A 15,513-nucleotide genomic window follows, 5' to 3' on the forward strand; every position below is an offset into this window, starting at 1 on the left:
GGTACCGGGGCGCACCCGCGCTCACCGCCCGGCGTCCTGCCCGTCGAACGCCCGCACGCACACGGCGGCCGCCAGCGCGATCGCCGCCGACAGCAGCATCATCGCGAGCGGCAGGTAGCCGGCATTGCGCGGGGTCAGCAGCGCGCCTGTCAGCGACGACAGCGCGGCGCCGCCGCCGATCGTCATCGCGCCGGCCAGCCCCGACGCGCTGCCTGCCAGCTCCGGGCGCACCGACACCGCGCCCGCATGGGCGCCTGGATTGCTCAGCCCGTTGCCGATGCCGACCAGCACGCACGGACCGAACCATGCGAGCGCGTGCGTCGCGCCGCCGGACACGAGCGCGAGGCCGGTCAGCGGACCCGCACACGCCGCGACCCGCCCGCACAGGATCGTCGTGGCCAGCGCGTAGCGGCGCGCGACCCGCGCGGCCAGCAAGCTGCCACCCACGAAACCGGCCGTGATCGTCCCCATGTAGAAGCCGATCTCCGCCGGCGCGATGCCGAACAGCGTTTTCGCGGCGAGCGGCGCGCCGGCCAGGAAGGCATAGAACGTGCCCGTCGAAAACGCCATGCACAGCGCATAGGCCCAGAAACGGCGCGCACGCAGCAGCGCCGGATACGCACGAAGCTGCTGCGCGAAGCTCGACGGCCGGCGCGTATGGGTTTCGACGAGATCGAACGCGCACCAGCCGAACAGCGCACTGCCGACCGCGCCGAGCAGCCAGAAGCTCGCGCGCCACCCGACCGTCTGATCGAGCACGCCGCCGAGCGTCGGGCCGAGCATCGGCGCGAACGCGGCGGCCATCGCCGCATAGCCGATCCGGCTCGCCGCGCGCGCCCCGCCGCCGGTATCGCGGATCGCCGCCATCGACACCGGATAGACCGACGTGATCGCCGCCTGCATCAGCCGGCAGCCGAGAAACACGCGAATATCGGTCGCCATCGCGCAGCCGAGCGAACCGAGCGCGAATATCGCGACGCTCGTCAGCACGATCGGCCGCCGCCCGAACCGGTCGGACAGCGGCCCCGTCACGCATTCGAGCGACGCGGCCACCGCCGCATAACCACCGAGCGACAGCGCGACGAGCGCATAGTCGGTGTGCAGGTCGCGCACGATCGCCGGCAGCGACGGCAGGAACAGGCTCAGCGGCAGCACCGACAACGCGCACAACAGGATCAACGTTGCGTGTCGCGGCGACGCCGGATCGGAAGCGGTCGGCAGGTTCGATGACAAGCGGATGCCCTCCCGCGCACGGGCCGCACGGCCGTGCGCAACACAAAAAAAAGCCCCCGAACGAGTCGGGGGCGCATGGGTGCCGGCGCGGTGCCGCTACCGGACCCTGCGCCTGTGGACTACTACGATGAAGCAAGCCGTTTTCATGCCGAGTGGCTCCTGAATGCGTGGCGGACCGCCAGCGATACCGGACGATGTTAGGCGGACGCTAGCAGCCGCGTCAACGCCCTACCGCACGCGCACCGAGACGAACTTCCGCGCGTTGTTGCGCTGGATCAGCACGGCGATCACGCTGCCGCCGCTCGCTTCGAGCGTCTGCACGTCGTCCGGCGTCTCCAGCAGCGTGTCGTTGAGTTCCAGCACGACGTCGCCGGGCAGGATGCCTGCGCGCGCGGCCGGGCCGTGCACCGCGTCCACCATCATCCCGACCGCGAGCCCCGTCGACCGACGCTCGGCGTCGCTCAGCGCGTGCATCGTCAGCCCGAGGCGATCGCCGCGGTCACCGCTGGCACCGCCGTCGCCGGGCTCGCCGGCGGCCGGCCCCGGCCCCGGCCGTCCAGCGGACTTAGGTGCGGCCATGCCGACCGTTGCGGCCGCGCTCATGCCCGCGTCGTCGGCGCCGGTGATCGTCAGCTTCACCGGCGCACGGTTGCGGATCACGCGCAGCGGCGCCTTCGCGCCGGGCAACAGCGCGGCGGCCAGGTCGTCCAGTTCCGCCGAGCGACCGATGGTCTTGTCGCCCATCTTCACGATCACGTCGCCGGGCTTCAGGCCCGCCGCGGCGGCCGGCGAGCCGGGCGCGACGCCGTTGACGAGCGCGCCTGCCGGACGCGGCAGCCCGAACGCCGCGGCCAGCCCGACGCCGACGTCCTGCACGTCCGCGCCCAGCGCATTGCCCGACGGCGCAGGCGCCTGGGCCTGCTGCGCCTGCTGTTGCGTCTGCATCTGCGCCTGCTGTTGCGCGCGCAACTGGGCGCGCATCCTTGCCGCGAATGCGATCGGGATGGCGAACGTCGTGCTTGCGTAGCGATCGGTGCCCGTATAGACCTGCACCGCGATGCCGATCACGTCGCCCACGCGATTGAACACGGGGCCGCCCGAGTTGTCCGGGTTCGGTGCGATGTCGGTCTCGAAGAACGGAAACGCGCTGCCGTCCGGCAAGCGGCGCGACGTCGCGCTGACGATGCCGGCCGTGACCGTGTTGCCCGATCCGTCCGGCGCGCCGATCGTCATCACCGGTTCGCCCGCGCGGACCTTCGACGAATCGCCGACGCGCACGAACGGCAGCTTCGTCGCGTCGACGCGCAGCACGGCGACATCGCTTTGCGGATCGACGGCCAGCACCGTCCCCTTGAATTCGCGGCGGTCGGTGAGCCGCACCGTCACGTCGGTCACCTCGTCGACCACGTGGGCGGACGTGAGAATCAGGCCGTCGGCGCTGACGATGAAGCCCGAGCCGCTGCCGGACACCGCACGCGGCGTATCGGACGCCGGCGCCGCATGTGCGGGCGGCGCCGCACCGTGCCGGAAGAACGCGGCGAGCGGATCGTCGGGATCGAGGGCGGCAAAGGCCGGCCCGCCGGTTTGCGGATCGGGTGTGGCGGCCACGATGGTCACGACCGCCGGGCCGTAGCGCTCGACGATCGCCGGGAAATCGACCGGCATCGCGTAAGGCGCGGCGGGCGGCCGCACCTTCATCGCCGGTGGTGCGGCGTGCGGTGCGAGGGTGCCGGCAACGGCGGCGGGCGGCGGCCAACATCCGGCAAACACGCCCCCGATCAACGCGGTGCGAAGCACGGCGCGAGCAAGCGTCTGGCAAACCACGGTGCCACCTCCCCCGGCAGCCGCGACGCTACCCTGCGCGAGACGCGCAGGCGCCCGACAAGCACCGGTACACCCAACCATTTATAGCGCACGCGCCGGTTGGAACACACGAATCGAAACCCGTATGCCGGGAGGCGCCGTGGCGGCGGAACCGCGACGGCGTTCGTTTCGAACAAAGCGCGCGGTTCGTCAATCCGAATATCCACCACGCAGCGGTGCGCGTGCCGGCGTCAGCGTGACGGTCTGCGGGCAATCGTCAGCCTGTCGCGCATCACCGACAGACAGCATGCGAAGCGCGGATGGTCCGTCATCGGTCCGCATCCGTCGACGAGCCGGCACCCGCTCCGTTCAGTGGCACGACAATACCGCCACCCCGCCGACGCCTTGCGTGTTCGGCAACGCAGCCGTGTAACCGCGTGCCCCCTGCGACATGCATGCAATGGCAACGAACAAGAATGACGGGCGGAGCGTCATCACGATCGGGCAGCAAGCAGTTGAAATCGCGAAACCATACCATCACGCGCCACCCGCGCCCACCCGCTCCGCGATCGTCGACACCATCCGCAACATCGGCTCGAACGCGTCGGCCGACGTATTGCCGAAGCCGAGCACGAGCCCGTTGCCGGCCCGCGCCGCATCGATCGCGAAACCCGACAGCGGAAACGGCCCGATGCCATGCGCGCGCGCCGCTTCGACGATCGCGCGATCGCGATAACGCGCCGGCAGCCGCAACGCGAGATGCAGCCCGCACGGGCCGCCCTCGACCTGATGCGGCACGCTCAGGCTGCTGTCGAGCGCGGCGAGCAGCAAACGCCGCCGGTCGCGATACAGCCGGCGCATCCGCCCGAGATGCCGGCCGTACTCGCCCGTCTCGATGAAATCGGCCAGCGCGAGCTGCACGTGGCGCGTCCCGCCGCGCAGCATCTCCGGCAGCGCCGGCCGCACGGCGGCCAGCAACGTGTCGGGCAGCACGAGAAAGCCGATCCGCAGCGCCGGAAACATCGTCTTGCTGAACGAACCGAGATAGACGACCGGCGAATCGGACGCGAGCCCCTGCATCGCGCCGATCGGCTCGCCGGTGTGACGGAATTCGCTGTCGTAGTCGTCCTCGATGATCCACGCGCGATGGCGGCGCGCCGCATCGATCAGCGCGAGCCGGCGCGAGATCGACAGCACGGCGCCGGTCGGGAACTGGTTCGACGGCGTCGTGTAGACGAGGCGCGGCGGTCGCTCGCGCCAGTCGTCCGGTTCCGCGCGCAGCCCTTCCGCGTCGACCGGCATCGGCACGACGTCGAGGTCCGCCGCCTGCATCGCGGTGCGCGCGCCGCGATAGCCGGGCTCCTCGACCCACACCGTATCGCCCGGATTCGTCAGCAACTGCGCGCACAGCGCGATCGCGCCCTGCGCGCCCTCGGTGATCACGATTTGCTCCGGGTCGCAGCGCACGCCGCGCGTGACGGCCAGATGGCGCGCGATCGATTCGCGCAACGCGGGCTCGCCGAGCGGATCGCCGTACGCCAGCAGGTCGCGGCCGGCGCGGCGCAACGCACGGTCGATCGCATGCCGCCACGCGTCCACCGGGAAATGCGACAGCGCGGGCACGCCCGGCCGGAAGCCCTCCGATTCGCCGGTGCCGACGAGACTCGGGCGAATCCGGCCGAGCCGCTGCGCGACGGCCGGCGGCGCCGCACGCCGGCGCGGCGGCGTGGGCCGCGACAGCCCGACGACCCGCGTGCCGCGACGGTCCGACTGCAGGAAGCCTTCGGCGACGAGCTGCTCGTACACGGCGGCCGTCGTATTGCGCGACACGCCGAGCGTTTCGGCCAGCGCGCGCGTGCCGGGCAGCCGCGTGCCGGCCGGCATCGCGCCGCCGAGAATCGCGTCGCGCACGCGGCGCAGCAACTGGCGCTGCAGCGAAGGCGCGCCGGGCGCGCGCGCCAGCGGCGCATCGAGCGGTAGCAACGGCGCGTCGGCGGAAGGAAAGGCAGTCGTCATCGGAACATTGCAGCGTGAAAGGCGGGAACGGGACGGATGGGCGGTGGCGCACCGGTAAGCGCTCATACGCCTGACGGCCACCGCTCATGGCACCATAAATTTGCCATACTCTGGCGCTTCTCATGGTACCTCGCCGGGACTACGATCGTCTGCATGCCGGCATGTCGCCGGCCGACAACCGAAGCGAGATCGACCTTGCCCACGCTCACCAACGCTTTCCAGCAGCCCATCGGCCACCCCGTTCCCGACTGGTCCGCGCGTCCGCGCCCCGAGCGCATCGCGCTCGAAGGCCGTTACTGCCGACTCGAACCGCTCGACGCCGAGCGCCACGCGGCCGACCTGTACGCCGCCTACGCGCAAGCGCCCGACGGCAGCGACTGGACCTATCTCGCGCACGGCCCGTACGCCGACGCGTCCAGCTACCGCGACTACGCGCGCGGCGCGCAGGCGAGCGCCGATCCGCTCCACTACACGGTGATCGATCGCGCCACGGGCCGCGCGGTCGGCACGCTCGCGCTGATGCGCATCGATCCGGCCAACGGCGTGATCGAGGTCGGCTCCGTCACGTTCTCGCCACTGCTCAAGCGCACGCCGGTGTCGACGGAAGCGCAGTTCCTGCTGATGAAGTATGCGTTCGACACGCTCGGCTACCGGCGCTACGAATGGAAGTGCGACGACCTGAACGCGCCGTCGCGCAAGGCGGCTGCGCGCCTCGGCTTCCGCTACGAAGGCACGTTCCGGCAGGCGATCGTCTACCGCAGCCGCAATCGCGACACCGCGTGGTTCTCGATCATCGACGGCGAATGGCCGGACGTCCGCGCCGCGTTCGACGCGTGGCTCGCCCCGGATAACTTCGACGCCGAAGGCAACCAGCGCCAGTCGCTCACCGCGATCCGCCACGCGCAAGCCGCCGCGCGCGATGCGGCCAGCCGCGCAAACGACGCCACGCGCGTCACGGTGCGCCCGCTCGTCGCCGCCGACGAAGCCGCGTGGCGTCCGCTGTGGCAGGGTTACCAGACGTTCTATGACACCGCGCTGAGCGGCACGGTGTTCGCGACGACCTGGGCGCGCCTGATGGACCCGGCCGAGCCGATGTTCGTGCTCGGCGCGTTCGACGCGTCCGGTGCGATGGTCGGGATCGTGCATGCGATCTACCACCGCTCGTGCTGGACGGAAGGGCCGTACTGCTACCTGCAGGACCTGTACACGGCGCCCGACGCGCGCGGGCAAGGCGCGGGCGGCGCGCTGATCGAGGCCGTGTACGAACGGGCCCGCGAAGCCGGCGCGAGCCGCGTGTACTGGCTCACGCACGAAACCAACACGACCGCACGTGCGCTGTACGACAAGCTCGCGAACAACGCCGGGTTCATCCAGTACCGGCACGATCTGAAGAAGTAACGTCGTCGCCCGGACGGCGTGCGTCGCCGTCCTCCGGCGCGCCATCGCACGCCGAACCGTCCATACCCGACACCGCTGCCGGGTGGATCATCTCGTCGCCATTGGCCGGCACGGGCCGCCGCACCGGCCGGAACACCGGCTCGCCCGGCTCGATCGTCTGCCCCGAGAGCGCGCAGCGACCGGGCTGCAACGCGACGCGCAGGCGCCAGCGCTGCTCGCCGTAATGACAGCGGCCGCTCTCGACCCATCGCACCAGCAGTGCATCGTCGCCCGCCTCCAGTACCGTGACGAACAGTTGCGGGCGCAACGGCGACGCCGCGGCCGTCGCGTGCGCCGGAATCGGCGCGAGCGGATGCGCGACCACGCCGTCGCGCGACGGCGGCGCATCGTCTCCGTCGAGCGTGGACGCGAGCACATCGCACGACCGGTCTTCTTCGCAGATCAGGCTTTCCATGATGTCGAGCATGCTTGACGGATTTCCGTGCAGGTGGACCGACGCAGGCGCAGCACTCAGCGCCGGCCCATCGGTTCGCGCCGCAGGAACAGACCGATCGCCGCGCCGGCAGCCGCGCGACGGCGGCATGGCGGCATCGGCCGCGACCGGCGCTTCGGTCATCGTCACCGGCATCGAAGCGGCAGCGTGCAACGGGATGCCTGACGCGAGCGCAATCGGACTGCCGCACATGATACAAATTGAAGTTAACTTCAAGTAAAGGGGTAGCGTGCGCAACGATCCGTTTCGGCGATGACGACAATGGCCGGCGCGACGCCCGACGGCGTCCTGATTTAAGCTGTTGGCCTCGCCCCCGACAACGCTGCGCACCTACGCATGCCGACCGCCTCCCCCGCCCCGGCCACGCTGTTTCCGCTCGACGAGGCGTGGTCCGCCTTCCCGCGCCGCAAGGCGGCCGTACGCGCGTTCATCGCCGGATACTGCGCCGCGCGCGACCGGCGCGATGCGCCGCTGTACGACGGCCCGGACGGCCATGTCGTGCAGTTCGACGACGCGATGGGCCGGCCGTTCGAGCATTTCATGATCGAGGGTGCGCCCGTCGCCGGCGCCGGCCCGTTTGCCGTCGGCGCGTGGATCACGCGCTACGGCGCGGCCCCGCTGCCGCCCGCGCTGCACGGCAGGACGCGCCGGCTGACCGACGAGCACTTCATGGCCGCCGATATCGACGGGCTGTCCGGCGACGACGCGCTCGCGCGAGCACTCGCCTGCGACACGCCGGACGCCATCGCGGCGTTCAACGCCAGCGGCGTCTTCCCGCCGTTCCAGCCGAATCCGGCCGCGGTCCTGTTCGCGCACCGCATCGACGGCCAGATCGCGGCCACCGCGCGCTATGGTTTCGCGTCGCCGCGCGATATCGTCGTCGACCGCGTCGGGACGGCGGACGCATACCGGCGTCGCGGCCTGGCGACGCAGCTGCTCGCCGCGATCGTCGCGCACGCGCGGCACCGCGGTGCGCAGCGCGTATGGCTCATCTCGACCGAAGCCGGCCAGCCGCTGTACCGCGCTGCGGGATTCACGGCGCTCGCGACGGTTGCCGTCGACGAAGTGCTCGCCTGACTGCGGATCGAGCAACGCTGCCCGTGGCGGTTCGTCTCGCGATTCGTCTCATTGCGCTGAGACGAACGTCCCGGCGTCTCACTCGACTCGCCGCTTCGCTATCGCAGCAAATTCGACCCGCCATTTCTTCCGAACCTTTACCGGACGGCGAAAAGCGACATGGTGCAGTGCGCGTACCGGCATCTTCCGACCGCCACGCACAGCCCCGATTCACGCTGGCCCCGTTCCTGCATACCGGTCGATCGCGCAATCGCGCGACGGGCGCACCGGCAGCGTTGCCGCACGCCCGACGACAACCTGACGGAGACAGCAACGTGAGTACACCGGCATCGATCACCCCGCCCAGCATGAAAGCCGCCGTCTGGCATGGCCGCCACGACATCCGCGTCGAACAGGTTCCCGTTCCGGAGCGCCCGCCCGCAGGCTGGGTCACGATCCGCGTGCACTGGTGCGGCATCTGCGGCTCCGACCTGCACGAATACGTCGCCGGGCCTGTGTTCATCCCGGTCGACGCGCCGCATCCGCTGACCGGCCTGAAAGGCCAGTGCATCCTCGGCCACGAGTTCAGCGGCGAGATCGCCGAACTCGGTGCGGGCGTGTCGGGCTTCGCGGTCGGCGACCGCGTGACGGCCGACGCGTGCCAGCATTGCGGCACCTGCTGGTACTGTCGGCACGGGCTGTACAACATCTGCGAGAACCTCGCGTTCACCGGGCTGATGAACGACGGCGCGTTCGCCGAATACGTGAACGTGCCGGCCGAACTGCTGTACAAGCTCCCCGATAATTTCCCGACCGAGGCCGGCGCGCTGATCGAACCGCTCGCGGTCGGGCTGCATGCGGTGAAGAAAGCCGGCAACATCGTCGGGCAGACCGTCGTCGTGGTCGGCGCGGGCACGATCGGCCTGTGCACGATCATGTGCGCGAAGGCCGCGGGCGCGGGGCGCGTGATCGCGCTGGAGATGTCGGCCGCGCGCAAGCAGAAGGCGCTGGAGGTCGGCGCGAGCGTCGTGATCGATCCGAAGACGTCCGACGCGATCGCGGAAGTCAGGGCGCTGACGGGCGGCTACGGCGCCGACGTGTCGTTCGAGTGCATCGGCCACACGACCACCGCGAAGCTCGCGATCGACGTGATCCGCAAGGCCGGCAAGTCGGTGATGGTCGGCATCTTCGAGGAACCGGCGCCGTTCAACTTCTTCGACATCGTGTCGACCGAGAAGGAAGTGATCGGCTCGCTCGCGTACAACGGCGAATTCGCGGACGTGATCCGCTTCATCGCGGACGGCCGCATCGACGTGCAGCCGCTCATCACCGGACGCATCGCGCTCGGCGACATCGTCACGCGCGGCTTCGAGGAACTGGTCAACCACAAGGACCGCAACGTGAAGATCATCGTCCAGCCGGCCGTCTCCTGACCGCACGGCATGCGCGGCCGCGGCGTCGATTCACGCCGCGCCGCGCAGGCTCGCGTACCGCCAACGCATCCCGATCGACGACGTGCCGCGACACGACACGACACCACGGCGCGATCGTGCAGGACGCCCCCGGCCCTGCTGCCGCGTGCGCCGATCAATCCGCCGGCCGCCGCACGCGAGTCCGGCGGATCGCCGTCGCGGCAGGCGACACCGCAACCGCGCACGATTCTTCGATATACTGGGCCGAACCCTTTTCGGGGCAACAAGGGCAACGGCGCCTTTCGCGCGTCCGCCCCGACCTGCGTGGACTAGCGCACCGTGAAACCGCGAGCCGGACTGATTCTCGAACTCTTCGTCAACCTCGTGCTGCCCTGGGTGGCCTATCGGGTCGCGCATCCGTATTTCGGCGAAACCGGCGCGCTGTACGCGTCGGCGGTTCCGCCGATCGTCTGGTCGATCGTCGAATTCATCCGCTCGCGCCGTGTCGACGCGGTGGCGGCCATCGTGCTGCTCGGCATCACGCTGTCGATCGTCGGGATGGCGTTCGGCGGCAGCCCGCGCACGCTGCTGATGCGCGAATCGATCGGGTCGGGCACGATCGGCATCGTGTTCCTGCTGTCGCTGTTCCGCGAACGCCCGCTGATCTACTATCTGGCCCGCGCCACCGTGGCCCGCGAGATGGACGGCGGCGCCGCACACTTCGAAGCCGTCTGGGACGCGCAGCCGGGCCTGCGGCAGATGCTGCGGCTGATGACGTTCGTGTGGGGCGCCATCATGACGATCGAGATGCTGCTGCGCTGGTGGATGGTCGTCAACTGGCCGGTCGAGCGCGTGCTCGTCGTGTCGCCGGTCATGGGCTATACGGTGTTTGCCTGCCTGCTGCTGTGGACGTTCTGGTACCGACGGCGGATGCGCGTGCGCAACAGCGTCGACATCCCCGGCCGCAGCGGCGTCACCGAGACGGCCGGCCGCTGACACGCGGCTGGCCCGTTGCCCGGCGGCATGTCACGGCGCCTGCTGTATGATGCGCGGCGTCTCGTCCGCCGATTCGTTTCCCGTCATGTCCCTTTCGCTCCTTCCGTGTGCCACGATCTGGATCGCCCTGTTCGCGGCCGCCGCATTCGCATGGCATCGCCCGCTGCACGGCCTGAGCATCGGCCTCGCCGCGCTCGGCTATGCGGGCGCGCTGGCGTTCGGCCAGCTTGCGCCGATCACGCTGGCGCCGTTCGCGCTGCTGATCGCGGCCGGCTGGGGCGTGCTGCCCGGGCGCCCGCTCGCGGTGCGCATCGCCGCGCACGTCGTCTTTGCCGCGCTCGCGATCGCGCTGAGCCTGCACCTGATTCCCGGCTTCCATAATCCGCGCGTGATCGGGCCGATCCGCTTCACGCCGGACGCCGTGCCGTTCACGATGTACCTGAATTTCGACAAGCCGCTCGTCGGCCTGTGGCTGCTGTGGATGCTGCCGTGGGTCGCCCCCGACGTCGCGCTGTCGCGCGCGCTGCGCACCGGCGTCGTGGCGGCCGTCGCGACGGCTGCCGCGTGCCTGGTCGGCGCGCTCGCGTTCGGGATGGTCGGCTGGGCGCCCAAATGGCCGCCGTCCGGCTGGCTGTGGCTCGCGAACAACCTGTTGCTGGTGACGCTCGCCGAGGAAGCGCTGTTCCGCGGCTACGTGCAAGGCGGGCTGACCCGCGTGCTCCGCGCCTGGTCATGGGGCCCGTGGGTCGCGCTCGCGGCCGGCGCGGTGCTGTTCGGCGCCGCGCATGCGGCCGGCGGCTGGCCATGGATCGTGCTGGGCACGGTGGCCGGCGTCGGCTACGGGCTCGCGTGGCGGCGCGGCGGCCTGCTCGCCGCCGCGCTAGCGCATGCGGGGCTGAACGTCGTGCACTTCGGCCTGTTCACCTATCCAATGCTCGCTACCGCGCGGTGATCGCGCCGACGCCTGTGTCGCCCGCGCCGCCGCTCAGTTGAACCCGGCCACCGCGTGCGGCACGTACGGGCGTTCGAGCGTGGCGATCTCGTCGTCGGTCAGCTTCAGCGCGAGCGCGCCGAGCGCATCGTCCAGTTGCCGCGGCTTCGAAATGCCGACGATCGGCGCGGTCACGCCGCGCTTTTTCGCGACCCACGCGAGCGCGACCTGTGCCCGCGGCACGTTGCGCGCGGCGGCGATCGCCGCGACGGCCTCGACGACCGCCTTGTCGGCGTCGGCCGTCGCGTCGTACAGCCGCTGGCCAACGTCGTCCTGCTGCTGCCGTTCCGACGACTCGTCCCAGTTGCGCGTCAGGCGCCCGCGTGCGAGCGGGCTCCACGGGATCACCGCGATGCGTTCGTCCTCGCACAGCGGCAGCATTTCGCGCTCTTCCTCGCGATACAGCAGGTTCAGGTGGTTCTGCATGCTGACGAAGCGGGTCCAGCCGTTCTGCTTGGACGTGTGCAACGCCTTAGCGAACTGCCACGCGAACATCGACGACGCGCCGATATAGCGCGCCTTGCCGGCCTTCACGACGTCGTGCAGCGCCTCGAGCGTCTCCTCGATCGGCGTGCCGTAGTCCCAGCGGTGAATCTGGTAGAGGTCGACGTAGTCGGTGCCGAGCCGCTTCAGGCTCTGGTCGATGTCGGTCATGATCGCCTTGCGCGACAGGCCGGCGCCGTTCGGCCCCGGCCGCATCCGGTAGAACACCTTCGTCGCGATCACGACGTCGTCGCGCTTCGTGAAATCGCGCAGCGCGCGGCCGACGATCTCCTCGGACGTCCCGTCCGAATACATGTTCGCGGTGTCGAAGAAGTTGATGCCGGCCTCGACCGCGCGCTGGATGATCGGGCGGCTTTCCGCTTCCGGCAGCGTCCACGGGTGCGTGCCGCGCAACGGCTCGCCGAATGTCATGCAGCCCAGCACCAGCTTCGACACATCCAGCCCGGTCGATCCGAATTTCACGTATTCCATTGCACGCCTCGCCACTCAAGTTGGGGGTTGCGGCCGGATGCGCGCCGCGCATCCGCCAGACGTTGCATGGTATCCCGCATGCCGCGAACGCGTAGGACCGCGCGCCGCATGCAGGCTGCGTGAAAGGACGGACCTCGAAGGACGAACCGGAAGGCCCCGGTTACTTGGCCTGGTCGGCGATCGGCTGCAGGAACGCGGAGAAGCCGGTCAGCATGATCTGCACGCCGATGCACAGCAGCAGGAACGCCGACACGCGCTTCGCGACCTTGGTCCCTTCGCTACCGAGGTAGCGCGCGAGCAGCGCGGAGCGGCTGTAGACCTGCCAGATCACGAGCGCGACGAGCACGGACACGGCGATCGACACGATGCTCGACAGCATGAATTCCGACAGCTTGTGCGTGCGGTTCGCGTTCAGCGCGATCGCGGTCGCGATCGAGCCGGGGCCGACCGTCAGCGGCACCGTCAACGGGAAGAACGCGCGCGTCATGATCGCGTTCGCGTCGATCGGCTTGACCGGCGTGTCGCCGCCACCCGGACCGTCCGGTTCGTTCAGCATCTGCCAGCCGGCGACGGCAACCGCGAAGCCGCCGCCGATCCGCAGCGCTTCCATCGAGATCCCGAAGAAATGCAGCACCGGCGTGCCGGCGAAGAACGCGACCATCAGCACGACGAACGCATTGAACGCGACCTTCCGCGCGAGCAGATCCCGTTCGTGCGCGGTAAGCGCCTCGGTTCGTTCGAGAAACAGGAACGCGATACCGATCGGATTGATGATGCCGATCAGGCCGGTAAAGCCGAACAGGATCTCGGAGACAAGGCGATTGACGATCATCGTGCGAAGCATCGGTCGGGACGGGGCCGGCAGCGCGCCGGGGGTCACGCATTGTAGTGCAAGCGCCCGCGCCCGAGATGCAAAATGCGGCCGGCCCGGTTCCGCCGTCGATCGTCGTGAAAGTTCGTCGCGCGGCCTTATTCGGTGCCCGTCTCCCACGCCGGCGGCCGCTTCGCGAAGAAGGCCGCGAAGCCTTCCTTCGCCTCCGGCGTCGCCCGCACGCGGGAGATCGTCTGCGCGGTGAACGCCGTGCGTTCGTCCGACGGCGGATACGCGCCGATCGCATCGAAAAAGCGCTTGACCTCCATCAGCGCGTGCGGGCCGTTGCGGCCGAGCTCCGAAAGCGTCCGCTCGAGTGCGTCGTCGAGCGCATCGAGCGGCACGGCCTGATGGATCAGGCCGATCGCGACGGCCTCGGCGGCCGCGAGCTGCGTCGCGGTCAACGCAAGCCGGCGCGCCTGACGCTGGCCGACCGCCTCGACCAGATACGGGCCGATCACGGCCGGCAGGATTCCGAAGCGCGCCTCACTGACCGAAAAGCGCGCGTGGTCGCTCGCAATCACGATATCGCACGCCGCGCACAGGCCCACGCCGCCGCCGAACGCGTGGCCCTGCACGCGTGCGACCGTCGGTTTCGGGCACTGCCGGATCGCGCGCATCATCGCGGCGAACCGCTCGGCGTCACGCAGGTTCGCGGCGGCGTCGTTCGCGCTCGCGCGCTGCATCCACTGCAGGTCGGCGCCCGCGCAAAATGCGCGGCCATCCGAACGCAGCACGATCGCGCGTACGTCGTCGCGCCGGCCGAGCGTCGCGAACGCGTCGGTCAGCTCCGCGATCATCGTCTCGTCGAACGCGTTCAGCACGTCGCCGCGCTGCAGCGCGACGGTCGCGATGCCGCGCGCATCGACCGCGACGGCCAGGGTCTTCCATTCATCCATCGAACAGGTTTCCTCGGGTAGAACGGCACACATCGACATCAGGCGGCCTGACGGCGATCGATCACGCGCCGCGCCTTGCCGGTCGCGGTCGCGGGGATACCACCGGCCGCCAGCACCGTCACGCCGGACGACACGCCGACCATCGTCTTGATCCGGTGCTGCAGCTCGCGCGCGAGCGCCGCGCGATCGCCATCGGTGACCGATGCCACCGCCTCGGAGCGCAATTCGACCGCGAGGTCGAGCCGGTCCATGTGACCGTCGCGCGACAGCGTGATCTGGAACTGGCCCGACAACTGCGGCAGCGCGACGACGATTTCCTCGATCTGGCTCGGGAACACGTTCACGCCGCGCACGATCAGCATGTCGTCGGAGCGGCCCGTGATCTTTGCGAGCCGGCGCATCGCGCGCGCGGTCGGCGGCAGCAGCGCGGTGAGATCACGCGTGCGGTAGCGGATCACCGGCATCGCCTCCTTCGTCAGCGACGTGAACACGAGCTCGCCCTCACTGCCGTCGGGCAGCACTTCGCCGGTGACGGGGTCGATGATCTCCGGGTAGAAATGGTCTTCCCAGATCACCGGGCCGTCCTTCGTCTCCACGCATTCGCACGCGACGCCCGGGCCCATCACTTCCGACAACCCGTAGATGTCGAGCGCGTCGATGCCCACGCGCGTCTCGACTTCATTGCGCAGCGCTTGCGTCCACGGCTCGGCGCCGAAGATGCCGATCTTCAGCGACGATTCGGCCGGGTCCATCCCCTGCCGCACCATCTCGTCGATCAGGTTCAGCATGTACGACGGCGTGACGAGGATGATCTTCGGTTCGAAATCGCGAATCAACTGCACCTGCTTCTCGGTCTGCCCGCCGGACATCGGCACGACCATGCAGCCGAGCCGCTCCGCGCCGTAGTGAATCCCGAGGCCGCCGGTGAACAGGCCGTAGCCGAACGCGTTGTGCAGCGTATCGCCCGGGCGGCCGCCGGCCGCGCGGATCGAGCGCGCGGTCACGTTCGCCCACGTGTCGATGTCGCGCGCCGTGTAGCCGACCACGGTCGGCTTGCCCGTCGTGCCGCTCGATGCATGCACGCGCACGACCTGCTCGCGCGGCACCGCGAAGAGGCCGAACGGATAGTTGTCGCGCAGGTCGCTCTTGGTCGAGAACGGGAATTTCGCGAGATCGGCGAGCGACTTCAGGTCGTCCGGATGCACACCCGCCGCATCGAACGTGCGCCGATAGTGCGGGACGTTGTCGTACGCGTGGCGCAGCGACCACTTGAGGCGCTCGAGCTGCAGCGCCTGCAGTTCGTCGCGGCTGGCGGTCTCGATCGGCTCGAGGGCGGCGGCGGGATGCGTCGGGTGAGTCATCGGGGTACT

General features: G+C 69.9%; 14 protein-coding genes. 6 read left to right on the forward strand and 8 right to left on the reverse strand.

From position 1 onward, the window contains the following. Positions 1–21: 21 nt before the first annotated feature. The 3 genes from HWX76_RS09965 to HWX76_RS09975 all read right to left on the reverse strand — a co-directional run bounded on the left by HWX76_RS09965 (position 22) and on the right by HWX76_RS09975 (position 5,052). Complete coding sequence (locus HWX76_RS09965; RefSeq protein WP_176015757.1) at positions 22–1,233, reverse strand: MFS transporter; 1,212 nt, start codon at positions 1,231–1,233, stop codon at positions 22–24. A gap of 228 nt (positions 1,234–1,461) precedes the next feature. Next, positions 1,462–3,057: a trypsin-like peptidase domain-containing protein gene (locus tag HWX76_RS09970; protein ID WP_176015758.1), complete on the reverse strand. Its 1,596-nt coding sequence runs from the start codon at positions 3,055–3,057 to the stop codon at positions 1,462–1,464. 516 nt (positions 3,058–3,573) lie between these two features. Continuing rightward, entirely contained in the window at positions 3,574–5,052 is a 1,479-nt protein-coding gene (locus HWX76_RS09975; protein WP_050012757.1) for a PLP-dependent aminotransferase family protein, read from the reverse strand. Between the two features lie 195 nt (positions 5,053–5,247). Between HWX76_RS09975 and HWX76_RS09980 the strand changes: the two genes are divergently transcribed. Beyond that, positions 5,248–6,450 carry a GNAT family N-acetyltransferase gene (locus tag HWX76_RS09980; RefSeq protein WP_176015759.1) on the forward strand — a complete coding sequence of 401 codons (1,203 nt, stop codon included), beginning with the start codon at positions 5,248–5,250 and terminating at the stop codon, positions 6,448–6,450. Here HWX76_RS09980 and HWX76_RS09985 read toward each other — a convergent pair. Further along, positions 6,419–6,916, reverse strand: coding sequence for a DUF3331 domain-containing protein (locus tag HWX76_RS09985; RefSeq protein WP_089489419.1), 498 nt, complete (start codon positions 6,914–6,916; stop codon positions 6,419–6,421). The genes HWX76_RS09980 and HWX76_RS09985 overlap by 32 nt on opposite strands. Here HWX76_RS09985 and HWX76_RS09990 point away from each other — a divergent pair. From HWX76_RS09990 to HWX76_RS10010, 5 genes are all read left to right on the forward strand, one after another. After that, on the forward strand, positions 6,915–7,163 hold the full coding sequence (locus HWX76_RS09990; protein ID WP_148095985.1) for a hypothetical protein: 249 nt from the start codon (positions 6,915–6,917) through the stop codon (positions 7,161–7,163). The genes HWX76_RS09985 and HWX76_RS09990 overlap by 2 nt on opposite strands. Positions 7,164–7,279: 116 nt before the next feature. Continuing rightward, positions 7,280–8,020 carry a GNAT family N-acetyltransferase gene (locus tag HWX76_RS09995; protein ID WP_050012760.1) on the forward strand — a complete coding sequence of 247 codons (741 nt, stop codon included), beginning with the start codon at positions 7,280–7,282 and terminating at the stop codon, positions 8,018–8,020. A gap of 347 nt (positions 8,021–8,367) precedes the next feature. Continuing rightward, positions 8,368–9,432 (forward strand): 2,3-butanediol dehydrogenase, encoded by a 1,065-nt coding sequence (locus HWX76_RS10000; protein ID WP_050012761.1) that lies wholly within the window; start codon positions 8,368–8,370, stop codon positions 9,430–9,432. A gap of 318 nt (positions 9,433–9,750) precedes the next feature. Continuing rightward, entirely contained in the window at positions 9,751–10,407 is a 657-nt protein-coding gene (locus tag HWX76_RS10005) for a VC0807 family protein (protein WP_050012762.1), read from the forward strand. A gap of 85 nt (positions 10,408–10,492) precedes the next feature. After that, positions 10,493–11,359 carry a CPBP family intramembrane glutamic endopeptidase gene (locus tag HWX76_RS10010; RefSeq protein WP_050012870.1) on the forward strand — a complete coding sequence of 289 codons (867 nt, stop codon included), beginning with the start codon at positions 10,493–10,495 and terminating at the stop codon, positions 11,357–11,359. Between the two features lie 33 nt (positions 11,360–11,392). On the opposite strand, the gene HWX76_RS10015 is transcribed toward HWX76_RS10010, so the two are convergent. The 4 genes from HWX76_RS10015 to paaK form a co-directional block, all read right to left on the reverse strand. Next, complete coding sequence (locus HWX76_RS10015) at positions 11,393–12,373, reverse strand: aldo/keto reductase (RefSeq protein WP_176015760.1); 981 nt, start codon at positions 12,371–12,373, stop codon at positions 11,393–11,395. A gap of 160 nt (positions 12,374–12,533) precedes the next feature. Continuing rightward, positions 12,534–13,205 (reverse strand): MarC family protein, encoded by a 672-nt coding sequence (locus tag HWX76_RS10020; protein ID WP_027780810.1) that lies wholly within the window; start codon positions 13,203–13,205, stop codon positions 12,534–12,536. A gap of 137 nt (positions 13,206–13,342) precedes the next feature. After that, on the reverse strand, positions 13,343–14,143 hold the full coding sequence (locus HWX76_RS10025; protein ID WP_176015761.1) for an enoyl-CoA hydratase-related protein: 801 nt from the start codon (positions 14,141–14,143) through the stop codon (positions 13,343–13,345). Between the two features lie 38 nt (positions 14,144–14,181). Then, positions 14,182–15,504: a phenylacetate--CoA ligase PaaK gene (paaK, locus tag HWX76_RS10030; RefSeq protein ID WP_124554929.1), complete on the reverse strand. Its 1,323-nt coding sequence runs from the start codon at positions 15,502–15,504 to the stop codon at positions 14,182–14,184. Positions 15,505–15,513 lie beyond the last annotated feature (9 nt).

The sequence above is a fragment of the Burkholderia sp. BCC0398 genome, assembly GCF_902833245.1.
Taxonomy (GTDB): Bacteria; Pseudomonadota; Gammaproteobacteria; order Burkholderiales; family Burkholderiaceae; genus Burkholderia; species Burkholderia sola.